At 70.4% G+C, this 15,500-nt stretch carries 14 protein-coding genes; 6 read left to right on the forward strand and 8 right to left on the reverse strand.

The features are described 5' to 3' along the window. Positions 1 to 2: 2 nt before the first annotated feature. From FKO37_RS32630 to FKO37_RS32640, 3 genes are all read right to left on the reverse strand, one after another. Positions 3 to 1,700 (reverse strand): APC family permease, encoded by a 1,698-nt coding sequence (locus FKO37_RS32630; protein ID WP_037813314.1) that lies wholly within the window; start codon positions 1,698 to 1,700, stop codon positions 3 to 5. Positions 1,701 to 1,889: 189 nt separating this feature from the next. Then, positions 1,890 to 3,059, reverse strand: coding sequence for an iron-containing alcohol dehydrogenase family protein (locus tag FKO37_RS32635; RefSeq protein WP_238607017.1), 1,170 nt, complete (start codon positions 3,057 to 3,059; stop codon positions 1,890 to 1,892). A 2-nt stretch (positions 3,060 to 3,061) separates the two neighbouring features. Further along, complete coding sequence (locus FKO37_RS32640) at positions 3,062 to 4,156, reverse strand: mandelate racemase/muconate lactonizing enzyme family protein (RefSeq protein WP_037813315.1); 1,095 nt, start codon at positions 4,154 to 4,156, stop codon at positions 3,062 to 3,064. Positions 4,157 to 4,214: 58 nt separating this feature from the next. On the opposite strand from FKO37_RS32640, the gene FKO37_RS32645 reads away from it, so the two are divergent. Then, positions 4,215 to 5,015 carry an IclR family transcriptional regulator gene (locus FKO37_RS32645; RefSeq protein ID WP_238607018.1) on the forward strand — a complete coding sequence of 267 codons (801 nt, stop codon included), beginning with the start codon at positions 4,215 to 4,217 and terminating at the stop codon, positions 5,013 to 5,015. 47 nt (positions 5,016 to 5,062) lie between these two features. Continuing rightward, complete coding sequence (locus FKO37_RS32650; protein ID WP_238607019.1) at positions 5,063 to 5,500, forward strand: hypothetical protein; 438 nt, start codon at positions 5,063 to 5,065, stop codon at positions 5,498 to 5,500. Between the two features lie 438 nt (positions 5,501 to 5,938). Here FKO37_RS32650 and FKO37_RS32655 read toward each other — a convergent pair whose 3' ends face one another. From FKO37_RS32655 to FKO37_RS32675, 5 genes are read right to left on the reverse strand one after another with little or no spacing between them, the layout of a single operon-like run. Further along, entirely contained in the window at positions 5,939 to 7,057 is a 1,119-nt protein-coding gene (locus FKO37_RS32655; protein ID WP_238607020.1) for an acyl-CoA dehydrogenase family protein, read from the reverse strand. A 1-nt stretch (position 7,058) separates the two neighbouring features. After that, the gene (locus FKO37_RS32660; protein ID WP_134662400.1) at positions 7,059 to 7,865 is read right to left on the reverse strand and encodes an enoyl-CoA hydratase/isomerase family protein; all 807 of its coding nucleotides are present in this window, start codon (positions 7,863 to 7,865) and stop codon (positions 7,059 to 7,061) included. After that, entirely contained in the window at positions 7,862 to 8,776 is a 915-nt protein-coding gene (locus tag FKO37_RS32665; protein ID WP_238607021.1) for an acyl-CoA dehydrogenase family protein, read from the reverse strand. The genes FKO37_RS32660 and FKO37_RS32665 overlap by 4 nt, the downstream gene beginning before the upstream one ends. Positions 8,777 to 8,787: 11 nt before the next feature. Further along, complete coding sequence (locus FKO37_RS32670; RefSeq protein ID WP_037813323.1) at positions 8,788 to 9,708, reverse strand: acyl-CoA dehydrogenase family protein; 921 nt, start codon at positions 9,706 to 9,708, stop codon at positions 8,788 to 8,790. A gap of 2 nt (positions 9,709 to 9,710) precedes the next feature. Next, on the reverse strand, positions 9,711 to 10,850 hold the full coding sequence (locus FKO37_RS32675) for an acyl-CoA dehydrogenase family protein (RefSeq protein WP_037813324.1): 1,140 nt from the start codon (positions 10,848 to 10,850) through the stop codon (positions 9,711 to 9,713). A 255-nt stretch (positions 10,851 to 11,105) separates the two neighbouring features. Here FKO37_RS32675 and FKO37_RS32680 point away from each other — a divergent pair, with 255 nt between their 5' ends. From FKO37_RS32680 to FKO37_RS32695, 4 genes are read left to right on the forward strand one after another with little or no spacing between them, the layout of a single operon-like run. Beyond that, on the forward strand, positions 11,106 to 12,461 hold the full coding sequence (locus FKO37_RS32680) for an MFS transporter (RefSeq protein ID WP_037813325.1): 1,356 nt from the start codon (positions 11,106 to 11,108) through the stop codon (positions 12,459 to 12,461). Continuing rightward, positions 12,452 to 13,810, forward strand: coding sequence for an amidase (locus tag FKO37_RS32685; protein ID WP_238607022.1), 1,359 nt, complete (start codon positions 12,452 to 12,454; stop codon positions 13,808 to 13,810). Before FKO37_RS32680 ends, FKO37_RS32685 begins: the two co-directional genes overlap by 10 nt. Beyond that, complete coding sequence (locus FKO37_RS32690; RefSeq protein WP_238607023.1) at positions 13,807 to 13,968, forward strand: hypothetical protein; 162 nt, start codon at positions 13,807 to 13,809, stop codon at positions 13,966 to 13,968. The genes FKO37_RS32685 and FKO37_RS32690 overlap by 4 nt, the downstream gene beginning before the upstream one ends. Before the next feature lie 13 nt (positions 13,969 to 13,981). Then, on the forward strand, positions 13,982 to 15,499 hold the full coding sequence (locus FKO37_RS32695) for a class I adenylate-forming enzyme family protein (protein WP_238607024.1): 1,518 nt from the start codon (positions 13,982 to 13,984) through the stop codon (positions 15,497 to 15,499). Position 15,500: the final 1 nt, after the last annotated feature.

A 15,500-nucleotide genomic window follows, 5' to 3' on the forward strand; every position in this document is an offset into this window, starting at 1 on the left:
CCTCACGCAGGGCTTTCGTCCGCCTCCCGGCGTTCAGCCAGAATCTCCGTCACCCGCTCCCCAGGCAGCGCGCTCCGCAGCGCCAACGCCATCACCACCGCGGTCAGCACCAGCGACGCCACCGCACCCAGCGAAAAGTCCAGGACTCCCAGGTTCCCGGCATGCTTCGAGGCCTCCGGATACGTGCCCAGGTAGCTGATCACTGCGAGCCCGGCGAACCACACCAGCACCCACCAGCCGTGGCGGAAGTCCAGTTTCGGCGACTTCTTCGCGAAGGCCTGGTTCAGCGCGAGCAGAAGGTAACCGAAGGCGATCACCACGAACAGTTTCCAGTTCGTGTCCCACCCGGTCCAGTAGATGATCAGGTTGGTGGAGAACAGCGCCAGGAACGCGACCGCCCACGTGAAGCCGCGGCCGAGGCGGAACGGGCGCTCGCGGCTCGGCAGCTGGCTGCGCATCGCCAGCAGCACCAGCGGACCCGACCCGAACGACAGCACAGTGCTGTTCGTGACGAACGAAACCAGTTTGTTCCACCCGGGGAAGGGCAGGAAGAAGAAGCAGCCGATGACGAACGCCAGGATCAGGCTGACCCACGGCACGCCGGTGGAGTTCACCTTCGCGAGTCCGGACGGCGCGTTTCCGTTGCGCCCCATGGCATACGAGATGCGCGCGGTGACGCCGGTGTAGATCAGGCCGGTGTCGCCGGGCGAGATGATCGCGTCGGCGTACAGCAGGGTGGCCAGCCAGCCGATGCCGAGCACGCTCGAGATCGCGGCGAGCGGGCCGAACGTGGCCAGGACGTCGCTGCCCGCGGTGAAGTTCGAGCCGACGTGTTCCCAGCCCTGTTTGCCGATCGCGTCGGACGGGGCCGCGCCGATGAACGCGATCTGCAGCAGCACGTACAGGATTCCGGTGAGCACGACCGAACCGATGAGCGTGAGCGGCACGTTGCGTTTCGGGTTCGCCGTCTCCCCCGCCAGTTCGACGCCTTGCCGGAAGCCGAAAAACGAGAACGCGATGCCCGCGCTCGCGACCGCGGAGAAGATTCCGTGCGTCCCGTACGGGGCGAATCCGCCGTAGTCCGTGAAATGCCCGGGATGGAACGCGGTCACCAGGAAAACGACGATCACCAGCGCGATGACCGCGAGTTTCCACCACACGAGCACATTGTTGATCCGGGCGAACCAGCGCACGCCGAAGAAATTCACCAGCACGAAGAAAGCCAGCAGCAGGATCGAGATCCCGGTGCCCGCCGGGGTGAGCACAGCGTTGCGGTCGGCGTCGAGCGTTTCCAGCCAGGGCAGGTAATTCGTGGCGTACTGGACGACCGCGAGCACCTCGATCGGCGACACCGCGGCCGCCGCGATCCACGTCACCCAGCCCATGGAAAAGCTCGCGAAGGAACCGAACGAATAGTGCGGGAACCGCGCGACGCCGCCCGAATGCGGGAACATGGTGCCCAATTCGGCGTACGTCATCCCGATCAGCACGAACATGACCGCGCCGATCCCCCACGACACGATCGCCGCGGGCCCCGCGAGCTGCGCGGCGTTGAGCGCGCCGAAGAGCCATCCGGACCCGATGATCGACCCCACCGCGGTGAACAGCAGCCCGATCGGGCCGAAGTGCTTCTTCAGCCGCTTGTCGTCGCCCGCGACGACCGCTGGGGACGGCTGTTCGGTCGTTCCGGCTGTGTCCATGGCGCGGCCTCCTGCCGGGTCGGCGGTCCGCTTCCACTCTCCTCCCGCGGCGGTGCGCGCAGAATAAGCGGACATAAAATTGTTACCTTGTGCACCATTCGGTGCCAGGCCGGGATCTTGCTCGGTTCGCCGTTGCCGCACAACGGTATTCGCGAGTTATGTCCGACATCGCCGGTTTCCCGCGGCGGACTACCAGGTCGCGCGCAGAATCCCGGTCACGTCCGCCGCCGAGGCCTCCCGCGGGGTGTTCGCCAGCACCCCGTCCGCCAGGGTGTCGGCCACCAGGTCCGGCAGATCTCCTTCGCCGATGCCGAATTCGCGCAGCCGGCCGGCCAGTTCGACCTCGGCGACCAGGCGTTCGACCGCCGCGATCGCCGCGTCCGCGTTGTGCCCGACCGATTTCCGGGCATCGGCGACGCCCAGCGGTTCCGCCAAACGCGCCAGCCGGTCTTCCCGCACCGCGCGGTTGAACCGCAGGCATTCGGCGAGCACCAAGGCGAGCGCCTGGCCGTGCGGCAGGTCGAATCGGCCGCCGAGCGAGTGCCCGATGCCGTGCACCACGCCGAGTCCGGTCGTCCGCATCGCCTGGCCCGCCGTGTGCGCCGCGAGCATCAGGTTCGCCCGCGCCGCCAGATCTCCGCCGACGGAGACCGCGCGGCGCAGGTTCTCCGCGACCAAACGGACGGCTTGCAGGTCCAGACCATCCGCCCACGGGTTGGGCCGGGCGGAGAGAAAGGACTCCACGGCATGGGTCAGGCAGTCGATCCCAGCAGCCGCGGTCGCGCGCGGCGGCAGGCTCAGGGTGAGCGCCGGGTCGAGAAGTGCGTACCGGGCAAGGCAAGCCGGGCCGCCGAGGTAGCACTTGCGCTGCTGCCGGGGATCGGTGATGACGCCGAGGTCGTTGCACTCCGAACCGGTGCCGGACGTGGTCGGGATCGCCACGATCGGCAACGCGGGCACCAGGTCCGCCGAAACTTCGGTGCTCCAAGTGAGTTCGGCGGCCGGACGGTCGTTGACGGCGGCCAGCGCGATCGCCTTCGCCGCGTCCAAAGCGGACCCGCCGCCCAGCGAGACCACCGCCTGCGCCTCGGCCGCGCGCACGAAAGCGCCGCCCGCGTCGACGTCGTCGGTGGTGGGATTCGGGTGCACCTCGGAGAAAATCTCGACCGCGAGCCCGTCTTGACATACCAACTGGGCTGCCTGCTCGGGCAACGGAGTCGCAACGAGCCCGCGATCACTGACCAGCACGATCTTCCGCGCGCCGATCGCCCGGATCAATCGCGGCAGCTGGTCAACGGCACCAGCGGCGAACGTGGCAGCCGGATACGGACCGATTTCGATGGCTGAGATCTCCGGCATGCCTACCTCCCGAACCGGTTTTCGTCGATCGCGACGCCCAGCCCGGGCGCGGACGGCACGTGCAGCAGTCCGTCCGCGTCGATGTCCAGCGGGGCGGAAAGCAGGAAGTCGCGGCGTTCCGGCGTCCACACCGGCGGGTCGTAAGGGAATTCGAGGTACGGTCCCCCGCCGACGCCCGCGGTCACGTGCAGGTTCGCGACCAGGCCGAGGCCGTTGGACCAGGTGTGCGGCGTGAAGAGCCGGTTGCGCGCCAGCACCACCTCGGCGAGCGTGCGGGCGCGCAGCATTCCGGCGGCGAGCGCGACGTCCGGCTGGTAGACGTCGAGGGTGTCGGCTTCGACCAGGTCCAGCAGCTCGTTGAAGGTCCGGACCATTTCTCCCCCGGCGACGCGGACCCCGGCGTCCCGCACCGCGCGCAGGCCGGGCCGGTCGTCCAGCGGCAGCGGTTCCTCGAGCCAGAAGACGTCCACTTCGCGCAGCGCCGCGGCGAAGCGCCGGACCGCCGCCGGGTCGGGCGAAGGCCGCACGTCGCCGGGCATCCGCCACGCCTGGTTCAGGTCGGCCATCAGCGTCATCTCCGGTCCGACCGCCTCCCGGACCGCCCGCATGGTGCGGATCCCGCCCGCGAAATCGTCCGCGGCCAGCCGGATCTTCGCCGCCGGGAACCCGCTGTCGCGCACCCCGGTCATCATCTCGGCCCGCTCGTCGGCAGGCAGGATCCGCCCGGTCGACGCGTACGCCGGGATCGCGTCCGCCGCGCCGCCGAACAGCGTCGCGACCGGAACGCCGAGGACCTTCCCGATGACGTCCCACAGCGCGATCTCCAGCGGCCAGTAGCGCCCGGCGTGGAACGCGATCGTCTCCAGCGCACGCACGTGGCGGCTGATCGCCATCGGATTCTGACCGAGGAACAGCTCCGCGTACGGCTCGAAGCCCGCCATCGTGTCGCCGGAGCCGTAGCCGACCACGCCCTCGTCGGTCACGACCTTGACCACCGTCGCGTCAAAGCGCGTGCGCGGCACCGGATCCCACGCGGCGTCGAACGGCGGATCGAGCGGCAGCGTCCCGGGCAGCAGCTGTATGTCGGCGATCTTCACGCATCGGACGGTAACCGCGGATTGACGCTCGCCCAATCGTTGTTGCACAGTCCTCAACATGGCGAACCAGCGCACCTACGGTTCGGGTCTGGTCCGCGACGTCGACCTGCTCGAAGTCCTCGCACTGCCGGAAGCGCGCGACGGGCTCGGGGTGTCCCGTGTCGCCGAACTGTCCGGACGGGACAAAGCCCAGGTCTCGCGCGCCCTCGCGACGCTCGCCGACGCCGGCCTCGTGTCGCGCGACGAGCACACCCGCGCGTACCGGCCGGGCTGGCGGCTGTTCGCCTTGGCCACGCACTCCACCGAAACGCATCTCGCGCACCTCGCCGCGCCGTTTCTGCGCACGATCGTGGCGCGGCTCAACGAAACGACGCATCTGTGCGTCCTGCGCGCCGGGCAGGTGTTCACCCTCCGGAGCGAACTCGCGTCCCACGCTTTTCGCGGACTCGGCTGGGAGGGCGTCGGCGTCGACCCGTTCACGACCTCACCCGGACGGGTGTTATTGAGCGAATGGGACGAGGAAACCCTCGGACACTGGTGGCGGACCTTCGGCGCCTCCGCCACGCACCCGCTCCCCGACCTCCCCGGCACCGCCGAGGAACCGCCGCCGCTCACGCTCGACCAGCTGTCCCGGAAGCTCGCGAGGATCCGGGAACGCGGCTACGAAACCGTGGACGAGGAGTTCGAACCGGGGTTGGTCGGCGTGTCCGCCCCGGTGTACGGCTTCCGGGGCGACATCGTCGCGGCAGTCAACGTGTCCGCCCCGAAATCGCGCCTCGGCGAACGCCTGCCCGCGGCCGGCCGGTTCGCCCGCAGCGTCGCCGACCGGATCTCCGCCGTGCTCGGCGCACCGGGATAACGTTCATTTATGCTGCGCGAAAGCGTCTCTTCCCGGCAGGTGGTCGCATGTACGAAATCCCGCCCACGGCGGCCATGCAACGCTGGTCAGTCTCGGTCGACGGCGCCCACGCGATCTTCGCCTGCGCGCCGTGGCTCGAAGACCACACCGCCGACCGGGTGCTGCCGCGCCTGTGGCCAGGCCGCGGACTGGGAGTCAGCGACGCCGACGCCGCCGGTTTCGCCGCCGCGATCGCCGAGACGATGAAGGCCCCGAACTACTGGACCGCCAGCCACGCCGCAGCGCGCGCCTGGCAGGACCAGCCGTGGTCCCCCGCCCGCCGCGACCACGACGACGGTTTCGTGTACTTCGCCGGACCTTGCGGAGAGCCGGGGGTTTCGGTGGGGTACCGACCGGCTTATCACCTGCCGCTGGCACTGCGTGATCTGCGGGGACTGCGGATCCGGGTGACGGCTTACCTGCGCGGGGTGCGGGTGTTGAGCTGAGTCTCTCTTGCGGCGGGGGCGGCGAGCGGGCGGTCAGTGGTGGTCAGGTGATGGATAATCGCTGCTCGGCTGGCGGTTGTTCGATTCATGCATAAACCTGGCGCTGCTCGCGAGAGCATCCGAGTCATGCATAAACCCCACGCGGCTCACGGTCGCCCGGCCCGCGCGCATGCCCCGCACCGCAGTGCCCGGCCCATGCATAACCGACGCCCCGCCCCGCAGTCGCCCCATCATGCATAACAGCCGCCGCGCGCAGTCGTCCGATCCCTGCATAGACCCCGCCACGCTCACGCGCACCCAACCCACGCATAAACGCCGACCCGCCCACGAACGTCCGACTCATGCATAACCCGCCCGCCCACGAGCGCCCGACTCATGCATAAACCCGCCCGCCCGGCAGCCACCGCGAACTACACGCCAACCCCGCGCCGAGCCCCCTCAAGCGGGCAACCCGAACTCCTGCCTCCCGATCAACCCCCGCATCACCTCCGTCGTCCCGCCGCCGATGGTCTCCAAAACCGACTGCCGCCAAAGGAACTCCGTATCCGTCCCCGTGACCACCGCTTCCACCCCGCCTAGCTCGATTCCTGCGCGGGCGATCTCCTGGGCCAGCACCGTGCCCGCCAGTTTGTGGTACGCCGCCGGGACCGCGGCTGGTTCGCCTCGGATCACCTCGCCCAGCAGGGCCAGTGCGAGCGCGTCGACCTCCGCGAGGCGGACCGACAACTCCCCTACCCGCCGCCGCACCACCGGATCGTCGGAGACACCGGCTGAGTCCAGTGCGGCCATCAGGTCGTGCAGATCCCGGCGCAAGCGCTTGGGCGGGAACTGCACATGCCGCTCCACCGCGAGCGCCGAAGCCACGACCTGCCAGCCTTCGTTTTCCGCACCGACCCGATCGCAGGCCGGGACTCGGACACCGTCGAAGCGGACCTCGTTCAGGCGGCCGCCGTCTAGGGTTGGGATCGGCGACACGGTGATCCCGGGGCTGTCCAGCGGGACAATCAGCACGCTCAGCCCCCGCGACCGGCTGTCCGCCGCGCCGGTCCGGCACAGCAGCCAGATGCAGTCCGACCAGTGGGCGTTCGACGTCCAGCATTTCGCGCCGTCAACCACGTAATGGTCACCCGAGCGGCGAGCTTTGGTGCGCACGGCGGCGAGGTCCGAGCCAGCGTCGGGTTCCGAGTAGCCCAGGCAGAAGTTGAGACGGCCGCGTCGCAGGTCGGCGAGGTAGCGTTCGCGTTGCGCGTCGGTGCCGTGCGTCATCAGGGCTTTGGCCACCAAACCGGGACCCATCGGCGGGCGCGCCACCCGCGCGTAGGCCATCTCGTCCCAGAGGATGAACTCGTAGGCAGGCGAACGGCCGCCGCCGCCGAACTCGGTCGGCCAGGACAGCGACAGCCAGCCGCGGTCGCCCAGCGCGCGGTAGACCCGGCGGACGCCATCGGCGGTGTCCTTGCCGCGGTGGAAGTAGCCGTTGGTATCGCGGTATTCCCACAGGAATTCGAGGACCTCCGCGCGAAACGCCTCTTCCTCCGGGGTGAAGCCGAAATCCATCTCACTGCTCCCCGTCGGCGCCGGTCGTCCATCGCGGCTCGCGGCCCTCGGCGAACGCGCGCGGGCCCTCCTTCGCGTCGGGGTGCGCCCAGTGCATGCGCAGCAGCGACCAGCCGTACTCGCACGCCTGCCCGTACCCCATCTCCAGCGAGTTCCAGACCGCCTGCTTCGACAATTGCACCGCCGCCGGCGAATGCCGCGCGATCTGCTGCGCCATCTTCTCCGCATCGGCCATCAGGTCGTCCGAAGTGGACAGTTCGTCGACGAGCCCGAGCTGGTACGCGCGCTGGGCGGGCATCCGGTAGTCCTTGCCCATCAGCGTCATCCGCAGCGCCGACCCGAGCGGAAGCCGTTTCGCCAGCCCGATGTTCTCCATCGCGCCGACGAGGCCGACGTTCACGTGCGTGTCCATGAAGGCCGCGTGATCGGCGGCGAGCACGATGTCCGCGTCGACCACGAAGTGCAGCCCGGCTCCGGCGACCAGCCCGTTGACCGCGCTGATCACCGGTTTCCACACCCGGTTCTGCCGCGGCGACCAGAACACCTCGTCGCTCAGCGGCCCGTTCCCGGTGCTCATCCCGCCGCGCCCGGCGACCGCGTGCACGTCGGCCCCGGTGCAGAAATGCCGTTCGCCCGCCCCGATCACGATCGCCGCGCGGATCCACGGGTCGTCGCGGACCTCGGCCCACATCTCGCGGATCACCGGCATCATCGTCCCGGTCAGCGAGTTGCCCCGGTGCGGGCGGTTGAGCGTGAGACAGGCGACGTGGTCGCGCTTTTCGAACAGCACCTCGGGCGCGTCGCTCATCGTTCCTGGCCTTTCCGGCGATACATCGCCGCTACGTTGTCCGCGCACCCCGGCCGCGCGGCCTGGTGCCTGATCCGCTGCGAAAGCGGCCCGATCGGTCCCTCCACGGAGTACCCGATCGCGCCGAACGTCTGGTGCGCGACTTCCGCCGCCTCGACCGCAGCCCGTCCTCCCGATGATCGTGCAGCGGAAGCCAGCGCGGTCCCGTCGGGATGCCCGTCGTCGAGCGCGAGCGCGGCCATCGTGGTGAGTTTTTCCGCCGCGGTAAGCGAAAGTCCGGCATTGACGAGCGGATGCGCGACCGCCTGGAATGTCCCGATTGGACGTCCGAATTGGACTCGGTTCCGGGCGTGCTCGACAGCGAGGTCGAGCAACCGCCGTCCCGCGCCGCCCAGATAGGCTGCCGAAGCGATGTCCGAAAGGGCCGTCGCCGCCTCGACGCGTTCCACCGGCTCAACCCGGGTCAACACGACCCGGCCCCACTGCTCTCCGCCCAGCACCTCCACCGGTTCAACGGAATCCGCCTCAGCCAGCCACGCGCGAGAGCCGTCCGTTTCGACGAAAACGTCCGCCACCGGAGCCCACGGCAGCAAGGGCGGCGCGCCGACCGAGGCCACGCAACTCCCGTCCGCAACCTGGGCAGCCAGCGCAGGCGGAAGCACCTGAGCCGCGAACACCGTCGCGGCCAACGGCCCGGGCGCGGCTGCCCGGCCCAGCTCCGTGCAGGCAGCCGCGATGTCACCTGCTCCCCCGCCTTCGCCCGGCACCGCCAGCGAGAGCACCCCGAGCGAGGCCAGCCCTCGCCAGAACTCCGCCGGGAACGCACCGGAGCGCCACACCTCGTCCGGACAGTGCGTCCGGCAGAAACTCCGGACCACCTCGGCCAGTGTCCTTTGCTCCTCGGTGGGCATCAATGCGACGCTCATACCGCCGCCCAGCGCGCCTCGGCGACGGCCCGGCTCGGCGTCCGCCAGCTGCCCAATTCCGCGCGCACGGCTTGCAACCGCAGCGTCCACAGGTGCAGGTCGTGTTCCTCGGTCAGCCCGATCGCGCCCATGATCTGGTGGGTTTCCCTGGTCACGCGGCCGAGCGCGGACATCGTGTGCGTCGCGGCGACCGCGGCGGCTTCGGCGGGCGCACCGGCGAACGCGGCCTCGTAGACCAGCCAGCGCGCGCCCTCCACGGCCACGTTCACCTCGGCCAGCCGGTGCTGCAGCGCCTGGAACGAGCCCAGCGAGCGGCGGAACACCTTGCGGTCCTTGGCGTAGCCGACCGCGATGTCGACGGCCCGCCGCATCATGCCCACTGCCTCCGCGGACGCGCCGACCCGCCACCAGTTCACCATCGTCGCGGCGCTTCCGGCAGCCAATTCCTCCTGACCCGCAACGACTACGCGGGCGAGCGGATACCCATAAGCCGACGGAACCCGTTCAGCCGCACCGGAATCGAGGTCAGCGGCGAAACAGCGGTCGCTGTCGACGCGAAGCATCCGCGTCGCCTCGCCGCCGTAGCGCACCGGGCCTGGGTCGCCTGTCGCGAGCACTACCGGTCCGGCTGGCCGGTCGAGCCCGAGCGCGGGCAGCACCAGCAGGTGCGGCACCGCGCTGACCGCGCCGAGTTCGGCGGCGATCGCCTCCACCGCCAAGGCCGCGTCGAGCGGACCGGCTTCCTCCGCGGCGAACAGGTCGAGAAAACCGTCGCGCCGCAACGCTTCTTCGAGGTTCCCGTCGTACGCGCCGCGAGCGGCCAGCTCCCGGCTGCGTTCCGGTCCGGCGTGCCGGGCCAGCAGGGTGCCCAGCGCGTCGAGCACCGCGCGCTGGGTCGAGGTCGGTTCGAAATCCACGGCTAGTCCTTCGGCAGTTCGAGGATGAGACGGCTGATCAGGTTGAGCTGCACCTCGTAGCTGCCCGCCGCGATGCCCGCGCCGAGCGAGTTGCGGAACTGCGCGTCGCCCAATGCTCCCTCGACGAGCGCTTCGCTGCCCAGCACGTCCAGCGCGAGGTCGCCCACCGCGCGTTCGGCCTGCACCATCGCGGCCCGCGCCTGATACGCCATCGGCGAGGGTTCCTTCGCTTTCGCCCGCTCGTCGATCACCCGGTACACCAGCACGCGCGCCGCCTCGCACGCTGCCCGCGCGCGGCCGAACTGCTCCTGGATCCCCGGGTCGGCGAGTCTCCCGGACGCGCCGACCTCGGCGGCCAGCCGGTCCAGCACCAGGGCCGCCCGCGCGTACCGGGGCGCGCCGACGCGTTCGTAGGCGAGCGTGCGCCGGACGATCTCCCATCCCTTGTTCTCCTCCCCCAGCAGGCAGTCCGCCGGAATCCGGGCGTCGGTCAGGAAGAGTTCGTTGAAGGAATGATCGCCCACGAACCCCGGGATGCGCCGGACCTGCGCCCCCGGGGTGTTCAGCGGCAGCAGGAAGACCGAGATGCCGTCGCGTCCGTCAGCGGCCGATCCGGTGCGCGCGAGCAGGAAGCAGTAGTCGGCGACATTGGCGTAGGACGTCCAGATCTTCTGTCCGTTGAGGACGTAGCTGTCGCCGTCGCGGACCGCCTTCGTCCGCAGCGCGGCCAGGTCCGTGCCCGCCTCGGGTTCGGAGAAGCCCTGGCACCAGAACACCTCGCCGCGCGCGATCGGCGGCAGCAGCTTGCGCCGCTGGTCCTCGGTGCCGTACTTGATGATCGCCGGCCCGACCCAGTTGACGTTCATGTACTGCGGCCCGCGCGGCTCCCCGCGCCGCCACATCTCCTCGCCGAGCACGAAATGCTGCCACGCGCCCTGCCCGCCGCCGCCGTACTCGCGCGGCCAGTGCGGCGTGAGCCAGCCCTTGTCCGCGAGCTTGCCGACGAACCCGCGCGAAAAATCGCTGTAGACCGCGCTGCCGAGGCCGGTCTCGGACCGGTCCCATCCGGCCAGCTCGCGGTCGAGGAAGTCCCCCAGCTCGCGCCGGAACGCGACGTCGGCCTGATCCCACGCGAACTCCATCAGCGTCCCTCCGGCCCGCGCCGGCACTCGTCCAGTCGGTGCACGTCGCCGACTCCTCTCGTTCGATGAATAAAGGATACTCAATTAGCCTCGCTACGCAAGCATCCGCTTGGCCGCACACCCTCGATGCTCCGCAAAACCGCCGGTAACAGTGCCGGTAACGGAATCGCATCCGGACCGCGCACCTCTTGCACTCCGGCGGCTGATCAGTATCCTCAACTCGGTCGCCCACCGCCCCCATTCCCGGAGGTCCCGATGGTCTCGCCCGAACCCCGGCCGCCCGCCCCCGGCAGCGCCGGGTCCCCCGAACTGCGCAAGGTGACGATGTCCAGCCTGCTGGGCACCGTGATCGAGTACTACGACTTCCTCATCTACAGCTCGATCGCCGCGCTCGTGTTCGGGCCGCTGTTCTTCCCGTCGCTGAACTCCTCGACGTCCACCATCGCCGCGTTCGGCACGCTCGCCGCCGGGTACGTCGCGCGTCCGCTCGGCGGGCTCGTCTTCGGCCACTTCGGCGACCGGCTCGGCCGCAAGTCGATGCTGATGGTGACCATGACGCTGATGGGCGCGGCCAGTTTCCTGATCGGCGTGCTGCCGACCTACAGCACGATCGGCATCGCCGCGCCGCTGCTGCTCGTCTTCCTCCGCGTAGTGCAGGGCATCGCGGTCGGCGGCGAATGGGGCGGGGCCGCGCTGATGGTCGTCGAGCACGCGAGCGCGCGCCGGCGCGGCCTGTGGGCGGGCATCATGCAACTCGGGTCGCCGCTGGGCTCGTTCCTGGCCACGCTCGTGTTCGCGCTGGTCAGCCTGCTGCCGAAGGACGCGCTGTTCTCGTGGGGCTGGCGGCTGCCGTTCCTGATGAGCGCGCTGCTGCTGATCATCGGCCTGTACGTGCGGCTGCGGGTGTCGGAAAGCCCGGTCTTCCGCGAGCAGGCGGCCAAGTCGGCCGACCGGAAGCCCGCCGTCCCGGTCCTCCAGGTGCTGCGCCGCCCGCGTGCGCTGATCCTCGCCTGCGCGGCCGGCATCGGGCCGTTCGCGCTCACCGCGCTGGTCAGCTCGCACAGCATCGCCTACGCCAAAACCCTCGGCTACGACGTGTCCGACGTGGCTCGCGCGCTCCTGTTCGTCGCGGGCGTCGGCATCATCTGCATCCCGACCTTCTCCGCGTGGTCGGACCGCGTCGGGCGGCGGGTGGTGAGCCTGATCGGCGCCGTCGGCACGATTCTCTACGCGATTCCCTTGTACGCCTTGGTCAACAGCGGCTCGGTGCTGCTGCTGACGCTCGGGCTGATGGGCGCGCAGGTGCTGCAGAACCTGATGTACGCGCCGCTCGCGCCGATGCTGTCGGAGATGTTCGGCACCGGCGTGCGCTACACCGGGGTTTCGCTGGGATATCAGCTGGCGAGCCTGCTCGGAGCCGGGTTCACGCCGCTGCTCGCGAGCAGCCTGGTCGCCGGGTTCGGCGGGTCGAGCCTGCCGCTGAGCGCCATCGCGGGCGTCGGGGCGGTGATCACCATCGTGGCGATCTGGCGGATCTCGGAGACCCGCGGCAGCGACCTCACCGGCTCGCCCGAGGCCGCCTCCCCCGAACCGGCCGCTCGATGGTCCTGAGCATCAGCGAAGCCGCGGTGGCCCTCCGCACCGGGAGGACCACCGCGGTGGCGTTGGCCGAGTCCGCGTTCGCCGCCGCCGCCGAGCACGACGCCGCGCTGGGCATCTACCTCTCGCGGTTCGATGGACCCGCGCTGGCCGCTGCGGAACGGGCGGATGCCGAGTTGGCGGCCGGTGTCGACCGCGGGCCGCTGCACGGGATTCCCTTGGCGGTCAAGGATCTCCTCGCCACCGACGAGGGCGGGACCACCGCGCAGAGCCAGGTCCTCGATCGCGTTTGGGATTTCCGCGGCGACGGTCCGGCGGTCGCCCGGCTGCGCGCGGCCGGCGCCGTGCTCACCGGGAAGACGACCACGATGGAGTTCGGAATCGGCGCGCCGGACCGGACGAAACCGTTCCCGCTGCCGCGCAATCCGTGGCGTCCCACGCATTACACCGGCGGCTCCAGCTCCGGCAGCGCGAGTGCGGTCGCCGCGGGCTTGGTCCTCGGCAGCCTCGGCACCGACACCGCGGGCAGCATCCGGTACCCCGCCGCGTTGTGCGGGGTCACCGGGCTCAAACCGACGTACGGCCGGGTGCCGAAGAACGGCTGTGTCCCGCTCGCGCCCAGTTTCGACCACGTCGGACCGCTCGCCCGCAGCGCCGAGGACTGCGCGCTCCTGCTGACCGTGCTCGCCGGGCCCGATCCCGGCGATCCGTCCTCTGTGGACCAACCGGTTGAGGATTACCGCAGCGGGTTGAGCGAGTCGCTGTCCGGGTTGCGGATCGGGGTGGTGCCGCACGCCGAAGACCGGGTTTTCGAGCAGGCGGTGGCTGTTCTCCGTGACGCGGGCGCGCGCACGAGACCGGTCGAGCTGCCTTACTACCAGGAACTGAAGACGGTGACCAAGTTCGGTCTCGCGGCGGAGGCTTTCGCTTGGCACCGAACGAATCTCCAGCGCCGGTGGCCGGATTACGGCGCTGCCACCCGGATGGCGCTCGCGAGAGGCGCGCTGGTTTCCGCCGGTGATTACGTGCGGTTGCAGCGCGTCCGGCGGGCCGGGCAGCGGCAGCTCGCCCAGCTGTTCGCCGAGGTCGATCTCGTGGTGACGCCGACCGCCACCTGCGGCGCGCCCGAGATCGAGCGGCTCAGCACGTCCGGGATGGCCGACACCGCGCTCACGTCCTACTGGAACGCGGCGGGCAATCCCGCGCTGTCCGTCCCGATGGGGTTCACCGGCGACGGGCTGCCGCTCGGCCTGCAGATCGCCGGGCGGCCGTTCGCCGAGGCCACGGTGCTCGCCGCCGGCCACGCGTACCAGCAACGGACGAGCTGGCACCTCCAGACGCCGTGGGAGATGGTCCGATGACCGTCGTCGAGGCCCTGCTCGCCGCGGCCGGACTCGCCCCGGCACCGGAGGAGATCGCGCGGCTGGAGGCCGACTACCCGGGGTGGGCGGCGGAGTTGCGCGCACTGGACGAGGCACGATACGAGGAGCCCGCCCCGGTCTTCCGGGCGGAGCCGTGAAGGAGGAACGACCGTGGGCAACGACCTGACGCTGCCGAACTGGCTGCGGACGATCGGCGAACAACCGCACGGCGCGCACCGGCGAGCGCTGGCCGACGAGCACGGCGAGCTGACCTTCGCCGAACTGGTCGCCGCCATGGACGCGACCGCGACCGCGCTGCTCGAGTCCGGGGCCGTGCCGGGCGACCGGATCGTCACCGCGATGGAACCGTCGGTCCCGCACACCGTCGCGATCCTCGGCGCGCTGGCGGCCGGGATGGTGGCCGCGCCGCTGAACATCCGGCTGACCGCGCCGGAAGCTCGCGCGTACCTGAGCGCGCTCGAACCCGCGATGTTGCTGGCCGACCCCACGTACGCGCCGCTCGCCCGGGAGACCGGCTACCGGGTCATCGAGTTCCCCGCGGCGAACCAGCCCGCGCCGATCGCCGAACGCCTGGCCCCGCTGTATCGCCCCGGCGGCGACCGCACCGCACCGGACGAGGACGAGTTCGCGATCATCTTCGGCACCGGCGGCACCACCGGCAGTCCCAAGGGCGCGGTGCACACCCATCGCAGCCTGTGGCTGTGGCTGAACACCTGCGCACACGGCAATCCTCGGGTCCCGTCGGATGTCGAGTTGTTCTTCTCGCCGTTCTTCCACATCACGCTCGGCACGAACCTGCTGACGCCGCTGTTCGCCGGCGGCGAGGTCTGGATCCACCGGCGGTTCGACCCCGCGGCCGCGCTCGCCGCGATCGACCAGGGCGCGAGCAGGCTCATGGGAGCGCCGACGATGTTCGCCGCCCTGCGCGCCCGCCCCGAGTACGCGACGACGCGGCGCGAGAACGTCACCGCGATCCGGTTCGGCTCCGCGCCGTCCACCGGCGATTTCGTGCAGGACCTGCTGCGCGACTTCCCGAACGCCCGCATCCGGGCCGGTTTCGGCGCGACCGAATTCGGGTCGGTGATGGGATTCGACCACGACGACCTGCTGGCAGGCCGGTTCGCCGGGGTCGGAAGGCCGCTGCCGGGCGCGACCGTGCGCATCCTGGACGCCGACGGTCGCGAGGCCGCCCCGGGGGTCGTCGGGGACCTGGTCGTGTCGTGTCCCTGGCAGACCCACGGCTACTACGGCCTCGATTCCGAGACAGCGATGACATACCAGGCGGACGGTGTCCACATCGGAGACCTCGCGTCGCGGAGCGAGGACGGCTGGGTGACGATCGCGGGCCGCCGCAAGGAAATGATCATCAGCGGCGGGGAGAACGTCTATCCGCGCGAGGTGGAGGAGGTCGTGCTCCGGCATCCGGACGTCGCCGACGCGATCGTGTACGGGATGCCGGACGAGCACTGGGGAGAACGGGTGGAGGCGAGCGTCGTCGCGGTGGCGGGCCGGACTGTGGAACCGGCCGCGCTGCGGGAGTATTGCCGCGCGGAACTGGCGGGCTACAAGATCCCGAAGACGGTCCGGTTGATCGCCGCGGTGCCGCTGACCGCGAACAACAAACCGGACCGCCGCCGGGCTCGTGCCGACGCTCTCGGACAGCGCTGAG

The organism is Amycolatopsis sp. Poz14 (assembly GCF_006704225.1).
Classification (GTDB): domain Bacteria; phylum Actinomycetota; class Actinomycetes; order Mycobacteriales; family Pseudonocardiaceae; genus Amycolatopsis; species Amycolatopsis nivea.